Annotated in this window: 15 protein-coding genes and 1 pseudogene; 8 read left to right on the top strand and 8 right to left on the bottom strand. The window is 61.4% G+C overall.

Annotation, left to right across the window (positions count from 1 at the left end; genetic code table 11):
- Positions 1-312, top strand: a 312-nt coding sequence (locus DMZ65_RS17010) for an integrase core domain-containing protein (RefSeq protein WP_157960669.1), incomplete at its 5' end; no start/stop codon positions are given.
- Positions 313-377: 65 nt separating this feature from the next.
- A pseudogene (locus tag DMZ65_RS19940) lies at positions 378-506 on the top strand (IS481 family transposase); the annotation flags it as partial.
- Here DMZ65_RS19940 and DMZ65_RS17000 read toward each other — a convergent pair.
- Together DMZ65_RS17000 and DMZ65_RS16995 are read right to left on the bottom strand one after the other, a co-directional pair.
- Positions 472-1,224, bottom strand: coding sequence for an ABC transporter ATP-binding protein (locus DMZ65_RS17000; RefSeq protein WP_116599976.1), 753 nt, complete (start codon positions 1,222-1,224; stop codon positions 472-474). The pseudogene DMZ65_RS19940 and the gene DMZ65_RS17000 sit on opposite strands and share 35 nt — an antisense overlap.
- Entirely contained in the window at positions 1,217-2,503 is a 1,287-nt protein-coding gene (locus DMZ65_RS16995; protein ID WP_116599980.1) for a lipoprotein-releasing ABC transporter permease subunit, read from the bottom strand. Before DMZ65_RS16995 ends, DMZ65_RS17000 begins: the two co-directional genes overlap by 8 nt.
- 225 nt (positions 2,504-2,728) lie before the next feature.
- Between DMZ65_RS16995 and DMZ65_RS16990 the strand changes: the two genes are divergently transcribed.
- On the top strand, positions 2,729-3,835 hold the full coding sequence (locus tag DMZ65_RS16990; RefSeq protein ID WP_116599975.1) for a pyridoxal phosphate-dependent aminotransferase: 1,107 nt from the start codon (positions 2,729-2,731) through the stop codon (positions 3,833-3,835).
- Between the two features lie 48 nt (positions 3,836-3,883).
- On the opposite strand, the gene DMZ65_RS16985 is transcribed toward DMZ65_RS16990, so the two are convergent.
- Complete coding sequence (locus DMZ65_RS16985; RefSeq protein ID WP_116599974.1) at positions 3,884-5,101, bottom strand: pyridoxal-phosphate-dependent aminotransferase family protein; 1,218 nt, start codon at positions 5,099-5,101, stop codon at positions 3,884-3,886.
- 134 nt (positions 5,102-5,235) lie between these two features.
- Between DMZ65_RS16985 and DMZ65_RS16980 the strand changes: the two genes are divergently transcribed.
- The 4 genes from DMZ65_RS16980 (at position 5,236) to DMZ65_RS16965 (ending at position 9,783) form a co-directional block, all read left to right on the top strand.
- Positions 5,236-5,937, top strand: coding sequence for a tyrosine-protein phosphatase (locus DMZ65_RS16980; protein ID WP_116599973.1), 702 nt, complete (start codon positions 5,236-5,238; stop codon positions 5,935-5,937).
- Positions 5,934-7,709: an ABC transporter ATP-binding protein gene (locus DMZ65_RS16975; RefSeq protein ID WP_116599972.1), complete on the top strand. Its 1,776-nt coding sequence runs from the start codon at positions 5,934-5,936 to the stop codon at positions 7,707-7,709. Before DMZ65_RS16980 ends, DMZ65_RS16975 begins: the two co-directional genes overlap by 4 nt.
- Positions 7,710-7,797: 88 nt before the next feature.
- On the top strand, positions 7,798-8,529 hold the full coding sequence (gene ygfZ, locus DMZ65_RS16970) for a CAF17-like 4Fe-4S cluster assembly/insertion protein YgfZ (RefSeq protein ID WP_116599971.1): 732 nt from the start codon (positions 7,798-7,800) through the stop codon (positions 8,527-8,529).
- A gap of 327 nt (positions 8,530-8,856) precedes the next feature.
- Positions 8,857-9,783, top strand: a complete 927-nt coding sequence (locus DMZ65_RS16965) for a cation diffusion facilitator family transporter (protein WP_116599970.1) — start codon at positions 8,857-8,859, stop codon at positions 9,781-9,783.
- Positions 9,784-10,179: 396 nt separating this feature from the next.
- Here DMZ65_RS16965 and efp read toward each other — a convergent pair whose 3' ends face one another.
- On the bottom strand, positions 10,180-10,743 hold the full coding sequence (efp, locus tag DMZ65_RS16960; RefSeq protein WP_116599969.1) for an elongation factor P: 564 nt from the start codon (positions 10,741-10,743) through the stop codon (positions 10,180-10,182).
- A gap of 216 nt (positions 10,744-10,959) precedes the next feature.
- On the opposite strand from efp, the gene DMZ65_RS16955 reads away from it, so the two are divergent.
- Complete coding sequence (locus DMZ65_RS16955; protein WP_084352117.1) at positions 10,960-11,280, top strand: DUF6280 family protein; 321 nt, start codon at positions 10,960-10,962, stop codon at positions 11,278-11,280.
- Positions 11,281-11,399: 119 nt separating this feature from the next.
- Here DMZ65_RS16955 and DMZ65_RS16950 read toward each other — a convergent pair whose 3' ends face one another.
- The 4 genes from DMZ65_RS16950 to rpoD all read right to left on the bottom strand — a co-directional run bounded on the left by DMZ65_RS16950 (position 11,400) and on the right by rpoD (position 16,795).
- Positions 11,400-12,371, bottom strand: coding sequence for a hypothetical protein (locus DMZ65_RS16950; protein ID WP_116599968.1), 972 nt, complete (start codon positions 12,369-12,371; stop codon positions 11,400-11,402).
- Positions 12,372-12,441: 70 nt separating this feature from the next.
- A complete protein-coding gene (locus tag DMZ65_RS16945) occupies positions 12,442-13,854 on the bottom strand; it encodes a TolC family outer membrane protein (RefSeq protein ID WP_116599967.1) in 1,413 nt (470 codons plus the stop codon).
- 56 nt (positions 13,855-13,910) lie between these two features.
- Entirely contained in the window at positions 13,911-14,564 is a 654-nt protein-coding gene (locus tag DMZ65_RS16940; RefSeq protein ID WP_116599966.1) for a protein-L-isoaspartate O-methyltransferase family protein, read from the bottom strand.
- Between the two features lie 203 nt (positions 14,565-14,767).
- Positions 14,768-16,795: an RNA polymerase sigma factor RpoD gene (gene rpoD, locus DMZ65_RS16935; protein WP_116599965.1), complete on the bottom strand. Its 2,028-nt coding sequence runs from the start codon at positions 16,793-16,795 to the stop codon at positions 14,768-14,770.
- Positions 16,796-16,820: the final 25 nt, after the last annotated feature.

The raw sequence follows: 16,820 nt of genomic DNA, 5'->3' as shown, positions 1-16,820 counted from the left end.
AGGAACGGCGTGGATTGGCATTACATCGACCCAGGAAAACCGCAGCAGAATGCCTTCATCGAGTCATTCAACGGCAGCCTGCGGGACGGGCTTCTCAATGAAGAGCTGTTCGATACCCTGGACGATGCCCGCCGCAAACTGGCGCTGTGGAGCTACGATTACAACAATTTCAGGCCGCACTCTTCGCTGGGAAACAGAACGCCAAAGCAAGCGCGGCAGGCGCTTGAGCAATTTGAGGGCTCCGTGCCCGCCGCGCTTGCCAAGCCCGAAACCGACGACTACCAAAATCAAACCCGCAGACTCTCGTCATGAGCGAGGGACCAGCGGGGGGCAGGTCACTTCCACTACGACAGCGACCACACCTCACCGACCTCATGGCCGTCTACAACTTCCCGCGCTGCCTCAAGACGCTCAGCCGCCTCACGCCCTACGAATACGTCTGCAAAATCTGGACTTCAGAGCCAGATCGTTTCAGCAAGGATCCGATCCACCAGATCCGGGACTGAACAAATAGGCCGGGGCGGGTGTTTCTGTCACCAACCGGCCGTTTTCCATCCGCACCGTCCGGTCCATGCGCGCGGCGAGGTCGGGGTTGTGGGTGGCGATGACGGCGGCCAGGCCGGTGGCTTTCACCAAGTCCATCAGGGCGTCAAAGACCTGATCCGAGGTTGCGGGGTCAAGGTTGCCGGTGGGTTCATCCGCCAGCAACAGGCGCGGCGTGTTGGCCAGAGCACGGCAGAAGGCAACGCGCTGCTGTTCGCCGCCCGACAGGGCTGCCGGCCGGTGGCTGGCGCGCGGCGCGATGCCGACGCGGGTCAGAAGGTCCATCGCCCGCGCCTGCGCTTCGCGGCGTGATACGCCATTGGCCAGTTGCGGCAGAACGATATTCTCCAGCGCTGAAAATTCCGGCAGGAGGTGGTGGAACTGGTAGATGAAGCCAACCTCGGAGCGCCGCGTCAGGGTGCGGCGGCGATCAGAGCGGGCTGTCATGTCCTCACCCCCGATCTGCACGGTGCCGCTGTCGGGTGTATCCAACAGCCCCGCGATATGCAGCAACGTTGATTTCCCGGCACCCGAGGGCGCAACCAGCGCCACGACCTCGCCCGCCGCGACGCGGAGCGAGGCGCCGTTCAGCACCTGCACTTCGGATTGCGCGCCTTTGTTATAGGTCTTGGTGATCGCAGTCAGGTTCAGCACGGTGTTATGTGATTGTGCATCATTCATAGCGCAGCGCCTCTACCGGGTTCATGCGGGCCGCCCGGCGCGCCGGGAAGATCGTCACCACGAAGGACAGGCCGAGCGACAGGATGATGGCAGAGACCACGTCGCCCAGTTGCAGCTTGGCGGGGACGGAATAGAGCCCGCGGATCGACGGATCCCAGACACCGCCGCCCGAGATGTAGTTCACCACCGAGAAGATCGGGTCGATATAAATCGCGAAGAGGCAGCCGAGAATGACGCCTAGCGCCGTGCCGATCAGCCCGGTGAAGGCACCGCAGATGAAGAACACCCGCAGGATGGACCCTTCGGTCAGGCCCATGGTGCGCAGGATGCCAATGTCGCGGCCCTTGTTCTTGACCAGCATGATGAGGCCCGAGACGATGTTCATCGCCGCGATCAGCACGAGGATCGCCATGATGATGAACATCACGTTATCCTCGATTTCCAATGCCCGCAGGAAGCCACTGCTGGAATCGCGCCATGTCCAGACCTGAGCGCGCTCACCCGCCGCGCGCAACAGCGGCAGCACCAGCGAATCGACCGTTTCGGGATCATCGACCATGACCTCCAGCTCATCGGCCACGCCTTCGCGATTGAAATAGGACTGCGCCTCGGCGAAGGGCATGTAGACGCGGGTGCGGTCGATGTCGTAGCGCCCGGCGGTGAAGATATAGGTCACCTCATACGCCTTGACGCGTGGCGACGTGCCGAAGGCGGTCTTGACCCCGTCGGGCGAGATGATGCGCAGGCTGTCGCCTATACCGACGTCCAATTCCCGCGCCACGCCAGAGCCTATGGCGATGCCGTCATTGAATCGCGAGATGTCGCCCTGCGCCTCTTCGGGATTGGCAATGCGGGGGATTGTCTTCAGGTCGCCTGCCGCGATGCCGAACACCTCGACACCTGCGTTGCGGCCCTTGGCGGTGGCCATGACCTGCCCCTTGACCAGCGGTGCGACGCGGGTGACGCCGGGCACAGATGCAACGCTCGCGGCCGTTTCGGCATAGTCCGGCATGGTCCGGTCAAGGCGTCCATTCGCCTGCGTTTCGGCCATATTGTAGACGGTCACATGGGCGTTCGCACCAAGGATGGTATCAACAAATTCCGCGCGGAAGCCTGACCGCACAGCCAGGGTCGCAATCAAGGCAAAGACGGCAAGCGTGATGCCGACCAGGCTGATCCAGGTCATCACGCTGACGCCGCCTTCGGCCCGTCTGGCCCGCAGGTAGCGCCAGGCGATCATCCATTCGAAACCCGCGAAGGGCGGTGGGGACGTCTGCACGGGGGTGGCTCCGATCTGGTTGGGCGGGTCTTCGCGCGCGAACCTGCGGCAGCGGACACGGCGCGTCAAGGGTATGCCGGGGCGTCGGCGGATTTGAGGTTGGTTCGGCATTGGAAGCGGTGGAGCGAGGGGCCCGCCCCTCGCGCTCCCCGGAGTATTTGTGCCAAGAAGAAAGGGGCGGACGGGGGCTTGTCCGGTGCGTGCTGACACGGCATAGAATGGGATATGACTGGACCCAGATATCCCGCGCTTATCGCCCGACTGCCCTCTGCCGTGCCGTTTGTCGGCCCCGAAGCGCAGGAGCGCGACCGTGGTGCCATGTTCAAGGCGCGTTTGGGCGCCAATGAGAGCCTGTTTGGCCCTTCGCCCCGCGCCATAACCGCCATGCAGGAGGCGGCCGCCGAAATCTGGAAATATGGTGATTCCGGAAGCCATGAATTGCGCAACGCGCTGGCGGCCTCTTTGGGCGTGGCCCCTGAAAACGTGCTTGTCGGGGAAGGCATTGACGGCTTGCTGGGGTATCTGGTGCGGCTTCTGGTGGCACCGGGCGATGCTGTCGTGACATCCGAAGGGGCCTATCCGACGTTCAACTACCATGTGGCGGGCTATGGCGGCGTTTTGCACAAGGTGCCCTATCGCGATGATCACGAGGATCCGGCGGCGCTATTTGCCAAGGCAGCAGAGGTGGATGCCAAATTGGTTTATCTGGCCAACCCCGATAATCCGATGGGCAGTTGGCATGAGGGTGCAGCGCTGAAGTCCGCGCTGGACGATCTGCCCGAAGGCGCGTTGCTGTTGCTGGACGAAGCCTATATCGAGTTTGCACCAGAGGGCACGTCGCCCGCGCTTGATGTCGAGGATCCACGGGTGATCCGGATGCGGACCTTTTCCAAGGCGCATGGCATGGCGGGGGCACGCGTCGGCTATGCCATCGGGGCGGCGGACCTGATCCGGTCCTTCGACAAGATCCGCAACCATTTCGGGATGAACCGGACGGCGCAGATCGGGGCTTTGGCGGCTTTTAACGATGCGGATTGGCTGGCAAGGGTCAAGCATGATGTGGCGCTGGCCAAGGGGCGTATTGCACAGATCGCACGGGATAACGGGCTGGAGCCTTTGCCCTCTGCGACCAATTTCGTGGCGGTCGATTGCGGCGCGGACGGCGTGTTTGCGCGCAGAGTGCTGGAAGAGCTGGTCAGGCTGGGCGTGTTCGTGCGGATGCCGTTCGTGGCCCCCCAGGATCGGTGCATCCGGATCAGCGCAGGCCGGCCGCAGGATCTGGATGTGCTGGAAGAGACGTTGCCTGTCGCATTGGCGGCGGCGCGGGGGTGATGGCACCGTTCAGGTGGGGCCGATAAACCACGCCGCCGGAACGCCATGTTATCCGACGGGAGGCGACGCGGTGGCATCGGCGATGATCTGCGCCGCGGCGGCGGTGCCACCGGGACCGTGCGGGATGTCCAGCGCCTTCAGCCCGGCCTCGACGGTGCCGATCAGGCCCAGCATCATATGCGCATTGATATGGCCCATATGCCCGAAGCGGAAAAACCCGTGCCATGCGGGATCGGTGGGCGCGGCCATGCCAAGCCCGATGCCCAGGGTCACGCCCGCCTGCCCTTCGCACCATTGTCGCAGCCGGCTGGCATTGGGCGCGCCGATCCGTGCGGCGGTGACAGCGTGGCTGCGTTTTTCCGGGTCAGGCATGTTCAGTGCCAGCGGACCGCCCTGCCCCCAGGCGTCACAGGCGGCCCAAAGCGCGCGTGCCAGCGCCTTGTGGCGGGCCCAGACATGGTCCAGCCCTTCCTCGTGGATCATGTCCAACGCAGCGCGCAGGCCGAAAAGGTGATGCGTCGGTGCCGTGCCGCAGAAATGTTGCGAGTAGTTCTGCGGATCGACACGCGGTGCCCAGTCCCAATAGGGGCTGACCCGTGGCAGACCTGTCCGGACCTTTGCGGCCTTGGGCGAGAAAAACATCAGCCCCAGCCCCGGCGGCGTCATCAACCCCTTCTGGCTGGCCGCGATCACCACATCGACACCCCAGCCGTCCATTTCAAACCTGTCGCAGGCCAGGGACGCAATGCAATCAACCATCAGAAGCGCCGGATGGTCTGCCGCGTCCATCGCCCGGCGCAACGCCGCGATGTCGTTGCGGATCGAGGTGGACGTATCGACATGTACCGCCAGCACCGCCTTGATCCGGTGCGCGGCATCGGCGGCCAGCGCCTCGGACACGCGGGCCGGGTCGATGCTGTCATGCAATCCGTGCTCCAGAATATCGACCTCGATCCCCATCCTTGTGGCGGTATCTGCCCAGCCCTGACCAAAATTGCCATTCACCGCGACCAGCACCCGGTCACCTGGGGCCGCGATATTGGCAAGCGATGCCTCCCACATGCCATGCCCATTGCAGATATAGATCGCGACATTATGTTGCGTGCGCGCCACACGACGCAGGTCCGGAAACAGCGAGGCGGTCATTTCCATCAGATCGCCCTCATATATATTGGGTGAAGCGCGGTGCATTTCACGCAGCACGCGATCGGGCATGACGGACGGGCCAGGAATGGCGAGGTAGGGACGACCTTGGGCAAGCGACATGAACGCATAGCTCCTGAGAACACGGACGACGTGCAGATTACCCGGCGCTCTGGTGCCGTCAATACCGGGCAGGACGCTTGCCACTATGGCTAAGTGTCACTAAACCCCGCAGAAACCGGCAGGAAGGCCAGTCAATGCTGAAACGTCTGTGGACACGCATCGAAGACGCCGAGCGCAAGCTGCGACGGTCCTTCGGCAAGGACATCGCGACGCCCTCGGGGCGGCGATGGGCGGCGTTTCACTACAATGTCTTCGATCACGCCTTTCTGCGCAGTTTCTGGACGAATTTCTTTCAGATCGCGCCGGGCGTCTACCGGTCCAACCAGCCCACCCATACCCGGTTCGAGAAATATGCCGCGATGGGGATCAAGACCGTGATCAACCTGCGCGGCACCGACAAACACGCGCATTACCTTTTTGAGAAGGAAAGCTGCGCCGCGCTGGGGCTGACATTGATCGACGCCAAGCTTTGGGCGCGCATGGCGGCAAAACGCGAAAACATCGTGCATGTCATCGACGTGATGCGCGCCGCGGAAAAGCCGATGATGTTTCACTGCAAATCGGGTGCCGACCGGGCGGGCTTTGCCTCGGCCTTGTATCTGCTGGTGTTCGAGGACGCCCCGATCGAGGTCGCGCGCCGCCAGTTGGGGCTGAAATACATCCATCTCGAATTCACCGCGACGGGTATCCAGGGCTATATCCTTGACGCATACGCCGCCCGCAACGCCCGCGCGCCGATCGGGTTTGAGGACTGGATCCGCACTGAATACGACCACAAGGCGCTGCAAAAGGGGTTTGACGCAAAAACCCCCCCGGCCGAACTGGTACTTGCATGACGAAGCGCAGCCCCAAGTCAGCACGGACGCCCAAAGCATATGAGTTGCTGTTGTGGCTTTGGCGGAGCTACCTGTCAAAACACTGGGCGCTTCTGATTCTCGGGATGAGTTTCATGGCGCTTGAAGGCTCGATGTTCGGCTTTCTCAGCTACATGATGAAGCCGATGTTCGACCGCGTCTTTTCCGGCGAAAACAGCGGCGCGATCGGTCTGGTGGCACTGGCGTTTTTCGGCATCTTCCTGATCCGTGGCATCGCCAGCATGGTGCAGAAGGTGGTGCTGACGCGGCTGTCGCAATTGACCGTCGCCGATATCCGCGCCGATCTGGTGTCGCATCTGATGCGGCTGGACGGCAGCTTTCATCAGGCGCATCCGCCGGGCTATGTGATGCAGCGGATCGAGGGCGACGTGGGTGCCATCAACAAGGTCTGGCGCACCATCATCACCGGGGCGGGCCGCGATGTGATCGCGCTTTTTGCGCTGTTCGCGGTGGCATTGGGCGTCGATTGGCGCTGGACTTTGGTGGCGCTGGTGGGGGTGCCGTTGCTGATTGCACCCTCGATCTTCCTGCAACGGTCTGTCCGGCGCAACGCGCGGCTGGCGCGCGACGTGGCGGCGCGGCTGTCCACGCGCCTGAATGAAATCTTTCACGGCATCGTCGCGGTCAAGCTGAACGGGCTGGAGCGTTACCAGTCCAAACGCTACGCGAAACTGACGAAAGAACGCATCCGGACAGAGCTGCGCACCAGCATTGGGCAGGCCGCCATCCCCGGACTGATCGACATCATGTCCGGTCTCGGCTTCATGGGGGTGCTGCTGTATGGTGCGTCCGAGATCACCTCTGGCGAAAAGACCGTGGGCGATTTCATGGCGTTCTTCACCGCCATTGGCCTTGCATTTGAACCGCTGCGCCGCCTGGGCGCGGTCAGTGGCACATGGCAGGTCGCGGCAGCCGGGATCGAGCGGATCAGGGAATTGCTGGCGATGCGGCCGACACTGGCCTCGCCTGCCAACCCCCGCCCGGTGCCGACCGGCGTGCCAGAGATCCGGTTGGACGATGTATTTCTCAGCTACGGTGACACACCCGTTCTGAAAGGTGCGTCGCTGGTGGCAGAGGCCGGCAAGACCACGGCGCTTGTGGGCGCGTCGGGTGCGGGCAAGTCCACCGTGTTCAACCTGCTGTCGCGGCTGGTCGATGCTGATGAGGGCGTTGTCAGCATTGGCGGTGCACCGGTGGCAGAGCTGGATCTGGACGAATTGCGCGATATGTTCTCTGTCGTGTCGCAGGACGCGATGCTGTTTGACGACACCCTGCGCGAAAACATCCTTCTGGATCAGCAGGCCGTTGATCCGGCTGCATTGCAACAGGCGCTTGATGCCGCGCATGTGTCGGATTTCCTGCCCCGCCTGCCCAACGGTCTCGACAGTCCGGCAGGGCCTCGTGGATCCAACCTGTCCGGCGGGCAACGTCAACGCGTCGCGATTGCGCGCGCTTTGCTGCGCGACAGACCGATCCTGCTGCTGGACGAGGCAACCTCGGCGCTGGACGCGCAATCCGAAGCGGTTGTCCAAGCGGCGCTGGACCGGCTGGCAGAGGGCCGCACGACGATTGTGATCGCGCACCGCCTGTCGACCGTGCGCAATGCCGACCGGATCATCGTGATGGATCATGGCCGCGTCGTCGATGTCGGCTCGCATGACGAGCTGATCCTTGGCAGCGGCACCTATGCAGAGCTGCACCGACTTCAATTCGACACGGACGGGCCTCACTAGGGGCCGCCGACATGCGCGCATCACTCGGCCCTGTTGTCTCTTGCCTGACTTCCTATATGTCACGAGAGAAGCGAACAGGAGAATTTTCATGGACCGCACAGTGATCCGGGTCAGCGGCGGGGAGGCACGGCACTTCCTGCAAGGGCTTGTCACCAATGATGTTGAAAAGCTGGATCAGGGGCTGGTCTATGCCGCGATCCTGACGCCGCAAGGCAAGTATCTGGCGGATTTTTTCCTCGCCCCCGATGGCGAGGAGGTGCTGATCGACGTGGACGCATCGCTGGCAGACGCGCTGTTCCAACGGCTCAGCATGTACAAGCTGCGTTCGCCCGTGACATTGACCCACGAAGACATGGCCGTGACCTGCGGCACCGGACCTGTGCCCGAGGGTGCCTATGCAGATCCGCGTGATTCCTCAATGGGTTGGCGCGCCTATGGGCCGGGCTTTGAAGCCACGCCTGCAGATTGGGACGCGCTGCGTGTCGCGGCCTGCATCCCCGAGGCCGGCGTGGAACTGGGGCCGGACACGTTCATCCTTGAGGCCGGGTTTGAACGGCTGAATGGCGTCGATTTCCGCAAAGGCTGTTACGTCGGCCAGGAGGTCACGGCCCGGATGCACCACAAAACCGAGCTGCGCAAAGGCTTTGCGCTGGTCGAGGTCACAGGCGACGCAGACCCCGGCACCGAGATCACCACCGCCGAGGGCAAACCGGCGGGCACGCTGCACACCCGATCGGGCGACAAGGCAATCGCCTACCTGCGCTTCGACCGTGCCACCGGCGAGATGCAGGCAGGCGACGCGACACTGCGCAGGCTCTGAGTTTTGGGGCCTTTTGTGCTTTTTGGACCGCCCGTTGGTACATAAACCCTCGGGCCGACCATTCGCCCGAAATTACCCGGCGCTGACCCGCAATGAGGCGCCATGTCCGACTGCTTTGGCTCCGCCCTGCGGGACGAAGCCGACCTTCGCTGTACCTAGGCAAAATCCGGTTCGGCGACACGTTCAACAAACGGTCGTTCTTGGCACAGCTGGGCGGGCTTCGCGGATGGCGTCTTGTGGTCTTCCGGAGTGTTGCATGTTAAATTCAGAACATTCTGGCATTTCATTTTTCTGACTACAAACTGAACAAGTAAAAGAAGGATCCAAATGCCAAACGAAGAAACAATTTTGAAGCGATCGCTCGTAGCAATCGTGCTGGTGTCGGGCCTCGGCATCGTGTTTGGCATCGGGTCTGGTTCATTTGCGATCCTGTTCGATGGCGTGTTCTCGTTGGTCGATGCAGCGATGACCGTTCTGTCGTTGTTTGTCGCGCGGCTGATTACGCGCTCCACTGTTACAAACGACTTGCCCGAGCATATTCGTCGCCGATTCAGTATGGGGTTTTGGCATCTTGAGCCCATGGTTCTGACGCTGAACGCAACGGTCCTTCTGGGTGTCACCATCTATGCGCTTTTCAGCGCCGTAATGAGCCTGTCCAGCGGTGGGCGAACGATGGAATTCGGTCCTGCTATTGCTTACGCCGTCGTTGTCTTTGTCGTATGCGCAGGAATGGGCTGGTATGAGCACCGGGCAAATAGCCGGATCGGATCTGATTTTATCAAGATGGATGTGCAGGGCTGGATAATGGCGGGTGGCATCACGTTGTCTCTGCTGATCGCCTTTTCTATTGGGTATATGCTTGACGGCTCCGCTTACACTTGGCTTTTGCCTTATATCGACCCGGCGGTTCTGTTACTTGTTGGGCTGCTATTGGTACCCATCCCGATCCGCATACTGTGGCGCGCGGTGGGCGAGGTGCTGCTAATAACCCCAGACGATCTGTTGCAAAAGGTTGAGCGGGTCGCCGATGAATTCATGAAAGAAGAGGGTTTTAGCGGTCATCGCGCCTATGCCGCCCGCGTGGGTCGTGGCACTCAGATTGAATTGTATTTTATCGTTCCCACGGGTCAATCGCCACGCCGCCTGGAAGAATGGGATGCACTTCGCGACCGCATAGGCGCTGCTGTTGGCGGTGATCCTCGCCAGCGGTGGCTAACCATCGCCTTCACTACCAACCCCGATCGCGCTGGTTGACCTAGCGGATCTAACGCGAGCTTCCTGACTTACATTTCATTAATGGGAGAGCATCTACAATGCTGGGTCCGGACAGCGCGCGATAAGTCGCAGCTTCACTCTCACAACTGAACTTTCAGGGCTTTCCCAGCCACGCTCGTTTTCTTGCACCTGCGCCATCCGCCCCGCCTAACGCTGCCACAAACCCCGCTCAACACCCAAGCAGTTATTAAAGGTTTTTGGCTCGCTGCTGAGAACAAACACTCGGGTTCGATGCAGCATCGGTCACATTGAGCTCAGCCCGGAGTGTGATGATACTGGACGGGCGCTAAGGCACATATGGTTTGCGGGGATTACCAACGCAAAACCCCGCCCTGTTTCAGAGGCGGGGTTTGGAACGTGGTCTGACATTCGGGGTCAGGCGCGTTCGGCATATTCCATGGTCTCGGTGTTGACGACGATCATCTCTTCCTGCCCCACGAAGGGCGGGACCATGACCTTGACACCATTGTCGAGGATCGCGGGTTTGAAGCTGTTGGCGGCCGTCTGGCCCTTTACCACCGGCTCTGTCTCGGCGATCTGGCAGGTGACTTTCTGCGGCAGGGTCGCGTTCAGCGCCTCTTCTTCGTGGAATTCCACGACAATCGTCATGCCATCCTGAAGGAAGGGACGGCGTTCCCCCAGAATGTCGGAGGGCAGCTCGACCTGATCGTAGGTCTGGGTATCCATGAATACCAGCATGCCGTCGTTTTCGTAGAGGAACTGCATGTCCTTCTGTTCCAGCCGGACGCGTTCCACCTTGTCGGCAGAGCGGAAGCGCTCGTTCAGCTTGGAGCCGTTGCGCAGGTTGCGCATCTCGACCTGGGCAAAAGCCCCGCCCTTGCCGGGCTTTACATGGTCCACCTTGACGGCGGCCCACAGGCCCCCGTCATGTTCCAGCACATTGCCGGGGCGTATCTCGTTTCCGTTGATCTTTGGCATGGGTCAAAACCTTGGCAATCGCTTGATCATATTAGGCCGGCACCTATATCTCGTGGATGGTCTTCTGGCAAGACAACCAAATATCGTGCTGCAAATGCAGAATGACATGCGGTTAGCGCATGACAGGCTTGCATTTCGGCTATATCCGAATCGGTTCAAATAGGCGATAAGGCACGTCACGCCGAAAAGACAAGAGCAAGAAAAAAAGGACGAGTCATGACGGATTTCGTTGATGGTACGGCTTTCAACAGCGAACAGGGCAATCGTGCCCGAAAATTGTTCGCCGCAGTTGTGCTGGCCGCACTTGATGACGCCATTGCCGACGACAAGAAATATGGCAATGGCCCAGAGCAGATCGCCCGCTGGGCACGCTCGCGCGATGGGCGCGAGGTTCTAAGCTGCGCCGGAATCGACCCCAACGAACGGGTTGTTTCGGGATTGATGGAGTTTGTCTCCAAAGGGGTCCGCACCTCTGTCGCGCTGTCGCGCGAGGAAAGCGAACGCCGCAATGCAGCACAACAGGCTGAAGCAGCCTGACCACCACCGGGCAACCGGATTAAAAAAGCGCGCCCCTGATCCGGGGCGCGCTTTTTTGTTTAAAACCTGTGGGTTGGCATCGGGGATGGATGCATGACCTTCGCCGCCAGCACGTTGGCTTAGTTGAAATCCTGGACCAACAAAGCGCGGTTGACCTCGCGCCGGACAAGGTTGCGGACGTTGCGGGTGATCCGCTCGCCCAACACGCCCTGAAGCTCGTCGCGCACGATCTCTGAAACGATTTCTCGCAAAATCGCTTCGTCCAGAACGGTGCCGTCTGCGGGCAGCAAACTGTCGTGCCTGTCGGTGTGGATCTCACCGCTGATCGCCTGCGCCCGGCCCGAGGGGGCCTGCCCTGAAGCTGCCTGACGAACAGACATGGCAGACCGCTGGGCCGTACCGGTCCGAGGCTCTGCCTCCTCCTCGGTGGCCGGATCCCAGGAAGCGCCACCTTGTGCGACCATCGCCTCCAACTCGGCAATCTTGCTTTCCAGACTGGAGGCGCGGGCAGAGGGTGCCGGTTCTGCCGCCACGTCACTGGCGGGGTTTTCAGAGGCGGCGGCGCGGGTCGCAGGTTGATCCTTGCGCGACGTTCCCCTTTCGGGCAGCCCGTTTTTTCCGCTGCGGTCGTCAGACGGAATGAAGGCAAACACATCTGAACCGGACATCCCTTGCGCGACGTCCTGCGCCACCGACGGACCTGACGCCCCGTTGCGCTTCCAGGATGTGTCGATACCGGGCTTTGAAGCGTCCGCATCCCGTTTGTCGGCGGGGCGATCAAGTCTGGCAGCATCCCCGAGAATGAAAACGCCCGGCGCTGGTTCGCGGCGAGGCGAGGCATTGCCCGACCCAACCGGACCCGGCGTCCGGGCCTCGTAGCCAGCCAGCGTTTTTGCGGTTTCAGTCGCCGTTTTCCGTGTGGGCCTGACAGCCGCCTTGTCGCCATCCGTGGCACCGCCCGGCACCCGCTGCGCCGGTGTCAGCAACAGCAGATCACCCGCCCTTGGCGGCTTGTGCGTGCCGCTGGACACCAGCCTGCGCACCGAGGACAACACGTCCTCTGTTTCGACATTCGTTACCCGATCAGACATTTCTCTACCACTCTTGCCTGCCGAAAACTCTATCGGTCAGCAGAGATTCTTACAACCGATAGAGACGGGTCTAGTTCTTGCCCAAAGCCTTCAGAACCCGGTCCAGGCTCTTGCCCTGCTGGCTGACATGCGGTGCGTCCTTGACGAGGTTGTAATAGGCCGATGGGTCATATTGCTGGACGCCAAGATTGAGATGCTCCGCCGTCAGCAAACCCGCCGCATAAAGCAAGGTATAGGCGGCCACATATTCATCCGTCGTGGCGGTGATCAATGTGGCGCGTGCATCCAGAAGATCCTGTTCGGCGTTCAACACGTCCAGCGTTGTGCGGGCCCCCAGCTTCGCCTCTTCCCGGACGCCATTGAAGGCAACAGTTGCCGCGCGGATCTGGCGGGCACTGGCATCGCGTGCGGCGCGGGTGGATTGCAGGAAAGCCCATGCGTTGCCGGCAGCCTGTTGCAGCCCGACCTGCACGACATGCAGGTTGGAACGCGCCGCATCCCGGCGTGCCTGCGCCTGACGCAATAGCGCAGAACGGCGACCGCCCTGATACAGCCGGGACGTCGCTGTGACGCCGACACTGCCGCCATAAGTCTGCGCCTCGGACTGGAAATTCTCGGTCACGCCGTAAGAGCCGTTCAGCGTGACGGTCGGGTTGAATTCCGCCTTGGCGCGCTGGATGTTCAGCTCGGCCACAGTGACCTCTCGCTGCGCCTGTTTCATGTCTGGATGGTTGCGCACGGCAAGCGCCTTGGCTTGTTCCAGACTGGCCGGGATCTCGGGAATGGCCCGCGGCGGCACCAGCGTGGCGGGCCTGCGCCCGACCACCGCAGCATATTCTTCCTGCGCCTGCGCCAAAGTCCCTTGCGCAGAAGCCAGAGCAGAGCGCGCGCCGGCAAGCTGCGCTTCGGCAAGCGCCACATCGGTACGGGTCACTTCGCCAACCTCAAAGCGGTCATTGGCGGCGCGAAGCTCTTGCGTAATCAGACGGACGTTGTTCTGCCGCAAGGCGACGGTTTCGGTGGCGCTGCGGACGCCCATGAAGCCTTCGACCGCGCGCAGCAGCACGTTTTGTTCAACCGTGACAAGTCCCTCACGCGCCGCCAGAACCGATTCCTTGGCGGAATCTATCGCCAGCCGCGTGCGTCCGAAATCAAGCAGTGTCAGCTGGATCGACAATTCGTAGGTCGCGGAGGTGTTGCTGCTGCCAACGGTGCGGAACCCCGAATTGGCCGAGGCGCTGTTTCCAAAGGTCCGGTTGATCCGCGCGGTCCAGTCAACCACCGGGCGCAGGGCCGAATAGGCCGCCGCGACATCCTCGTCAGCGGCGCGCAGCAGGGCGCGGTTCTGCTCCAGCAGGCCGGACGTGTTGTAGGCACCGACCAGCGCATCTGCCAAAGTATCCGCTGAGGTTGCCCCCGGTGTCGCCAGCACAAGGGCTGCAAGACCCACCGCCAACTTCTTCTTGAACGCTGTTCCTACCATGCTCGCCTCATGCTATGCCCGTTTTTCAGGTCGTTTCTACAGTGGTCGTCACGCGGTCAGAGCGCGAATTCCTCTTGTCGTTCAAAGCCCGGCAGCACCGGCGCGAATGCATTGAATGCAAAACGCCAACTGATGCGACCGTCGAATTTATAACCGATGCGGACTGTGCCCAGCGTCCCTTCGGCAAAAAGAACCGCGATGCGCCCGCCATCCTTCAACTGTTCGGCCAACGCGTCCGGCAGGTTTTCAACTGCACCCTGCACGATGATCACGTCATAGGGCCCGTGTTCCGGCGCGCCCTCGACCAAAGACCCTTTTTGCACGATCACGCTGTCGGCGTGATGTTCGGTCAGCAGGCCCTGCGCCTCTTCCACGCGTGTCTCATCATCCTCAAGCGCCACGACAGCCTCGGCCATTCGGGCGATGATGGCAGAGGAATAGCCATAGGCCGCCCCCACATCCAGAACCAGCTCATCCCCTGAAATATCCAGCGTGTCCAGCATCTTGGCCAGCGTGCGCGGCTCCAGCAGCACACGGCCACCGCCAAGATCGAGGTTGCCGTCCATATACGCCGCTTCGCGCTTTTCGCGCGGCACGAATGCCTCGCGCGGGACAGACAGCATCGCATCAATGATCGGAAACTTGGTGACATCGGAAGGGCGGATCTGTGAATCCACCATCAAGGTCCGGCGGGTCGAGAAATCGGTCATGTACTAAACTCGCTCGTTCAGATGTTTACGATCCGTTTTGACACAGTTGCCTCGCATCGGCAATGTCCACGGTTGCGAAAAACACCGCCTGTTGCACGCCCGTGCCACACGTTTGCTTGTGTCCGCGGTGTTGTCTTTGGCGAAAAGAAAATGGCCAGGCGCTTTCGCGGCCTGGCCATCCGATCCCGATGCTGACGGGGCGTTTACTGATCCAGAAAGGACCGCAGCTTGCGCGACCGCGACGGGTGCTTGAGCTTGCGCAGCGCCTTGGCCTCGATCTGGCGGATCCGTTCGCGGGTGACGCTGAACTGCTGGCCCACCTCTTCAAGCGTGTGATCGGTGTTCATGCCGATGCCGAAGCGCATCCGCAAAACGCGTTCCTCGCGCGGCGTCAGCGACGACAGAACCCGCGTCGTGGTTTCCTTCAGGTTGTCCTGAATGGCGGCTTCCAGCGGCAGAACCGCGTTCTTGTCCTCGATGAAATCGCCAAGCTGGCTGTCTTCCTCGTCGCCGATCGGCGTTTCCAGCGAAATCGGCTCCTTGGCGATCTTCATCACCTTGCGGACCTTTTCCAGCGGCATTTGCAGCTTTTCGGCCAGCTCTTCCGGGGTGGGTTCGCGGCCGATCTCGTGCAGCATCTGGCGGCCGGTGCGGACCAGCTTGTTGATGGTCTCGATCATATGCACGGGGATACGGATCGTGCGCGCCTGATCCGCGATGGACCGGGTGATCGCCTGACGGATCCACCATGTCGCATAGGTGCTGAACTTATAGCCGCGACGGTATTCGAACTTGTCCACGGCCTTCATCAGGCCGATATTGCCTTCCTGAATGAGATCAAGGAATTGCAGCCCGCGATTGGTGTATTTCTTGGCAATCGAGATCACCAGACGCAGGTTTGCCTCGACCATTTCCTTCTTGGCAAGGCGCGCCTCTTTTTCGCCCTTCTGGACCTGCTGCACGATGCGACGGAATTCAGAGATATCCAGACCGACATACTGGCCGACCTGCGCCATGTCAGAGCGCAGCTCTTCTACCTTGTCGGTCGAGCGTTCGATGAACATCTGCCAGCCGCGACCGGCCTTTTCGCCCATCTCTTCCAGCCAGTTCGGGTCCAGCTCGCGCCCGCGATAGGCGTCGATGAATTCGCGACGGTTGATGCGGGCCTGATCGGCCAGCTTCACCATCGCGCTGTCAATCTGCATGATCCGGCGGTTGATGCCATACAACTGGTCGATCAGCGCTTCGATCCGGTTGTTATGCAGGTGCAATTCGTTGACCAGCAGCACGATTTCGGCGCGCAGCTTTTGATAAGTGGCCTCATCGCCCTTCGAGAACGATCCGTCCTCGTTCAGCGTCGCCGAGATCCGGCTGTCCTGCATCGCGGACAAGTCTTCATAATCCCGCGCGATCTGGTCGAGCGTTTCCAGGACCCGCGGCTTCAGCGCGCTTTCCATCGCGGCCAGCGACATGTTGGCCTGTTCGTCCTCGTCGTCATCATCGTCGTTGGAAATCGGATTGCCATCGGCATCCAGTTCCTGCTCCTCGGCCTTGGGTTTGGCAGGGGCGGCGGGCGCGGCGGCGGGGGTCACAGGCGTGACGACACTGCCCAGCCCGGACGGTTGCACAACCGGTTCTGTCAGATCGCCGTCTTCGCCCATTTGGGTGCCGAACGTTGCGTCCAGATCAATGACGTCGCGCAGCAGAATGTCCTCGGACAGCAATTCGTCGCGCCAGATCGTGATCGCCTGAAAGGTCAGCGGGCTTTCGCAAAGCCCGGCGATCATCGTATTGCGGCCGGCCTCGATCCGCTTGGCGATGGCGATCTCGCCCTCGCGGCTGAGCAGTTCGACAGAGCCCATTTCGCGCAGATACATACGCACCGGATCGTCGGTGCGGTCCAGTTTCTCCCCCGTGCCAGAGGCCAGCGCCAATTCCTTGGCTTGCGAGGTCGTCGCCAGTTCGGTCGAGCCTTTGTCCTCTTCGGCCTCTTCATCCTCTTCGGTGACCTGGATGCCCATCTCGGACAGCATCGACATCACATCCTCGATCTGGTCGGAACTGACCTGATCGGGGGGCAACACCTCGTTCAGCTGATCATAGGTGATGTAACCACGCTCGCGCGCGTCAGAGATCATCTTCTTGACCGCGGCCTGGCTCATGTCGAGAGAGATCTCGCCGTCCCGGTCTTCCGAAGTGCGGTCGTCAGTGTTTGTATCTTTGGCTGCCATTCGGGGCTCCTGTCAGGGGCTGGTC

It is taken from the genome of Primorskyibacter marinus (genome assembly GCF_003313245.1).
Taxonomy (GTDB): Bacteria; Pseudomonadota; Alphaproteobacteria; order Rhodobacterales; family Rhodobacteraceae; genus Primorskyibacter; species Primorskyibacter marinus.
Note: the sequence above shows the minus strand (reverse complement) of the source record. Positions and strands in the feature narration are given on the sequence as shown.

Coding starts and splice junctions, on each gene's coding strand:
- DMZ65_RS17000 (WP_116599976.1), bottom strand. CDS start 1,224: ATGAATGATGCACAATCACATAACACCGTGCTGAACCTGACTGCGATC.
- DMZ65_RS16990 (WP_116599975.1), top strand. CDS start 2,729: ATGACTGGACCCAGATATCCCGCGCTTATCGCCCGACTGCCCTCTGCC.
- DMZ65_RS16985 (WP_116599974.1), bottom strand. CDS start 5,101: ATGTCGCTTGCCCAAGGTCGTCCCTACCTCGCCATTCCTGGCCCGTCC.
- DMZ65_RS16980 (WP_116599973.1), top strand. CDS start 5,236: ATGCTGAAACGTCTGTGGACACGCATCGAAGACGCCGAGCGCAAGCTG.
- DMZ65_RS16975 (WP_116599972.1), top strand. CDS start 5,934: ATGACGAAGCGCAGCCCCAAGTCAGCACGGACGCCCAAAGCATATGAG.
- ygfZ (WP_116599971.1), top strand. CDS start 7,798: ATGGACCGCACAGTGATCCGGGTCAGCGGCGGGGAGGCACGGCACTTC.
- DMZ65_RS16965 (WP_116599970.1), top strand. CDS start 8,857: ATGCCAAACGAAGAAACAATTTTGAAGCGATCGCTCGTAGCAATCGTG.
- efp (WP_116599969.1), bottom strand. CDS start 10,743: ATGCCAAAGATCAACGGAAACGAGATACGCCCCGGCAATGTGCTGGAA.
- DMZ65_RS16955 (WP_084352117.1), top strand. CDS start 10,960: ATGACGGATTTCGTTGATGGTACGGCTTTCAACAGCGAACAGGGCAAT.
- DMZ65_RS16950 (WP_116599968.1), bottom strand. CDS start 12,371: ATGTCTGATCGGGTAACGAATGTCGAAACAGAGGACGTGTTGTCCTCG.
- DMZ65_RS16945 (WP_116599967.1), bottom strand. CDS start 13,854: ATGGTAGGAACAGCGTTCAAGAAGAAGTTGGCGGTGGGTCTTGCAGCC.
- DMZ65_RS16940 (WP_116599966.1), bottom strand. CDS start 14,564: ATGACCGATTTCTCGACCCGCCGGACCTTGATGGTGGATTCACAGATC.
- rpoD (WP_116599965.1), bottom strand. CDS start 16,795: ATGGCAGCCAAAGATACAAACACTGACGACCGCACTTCGGAAGACCGG.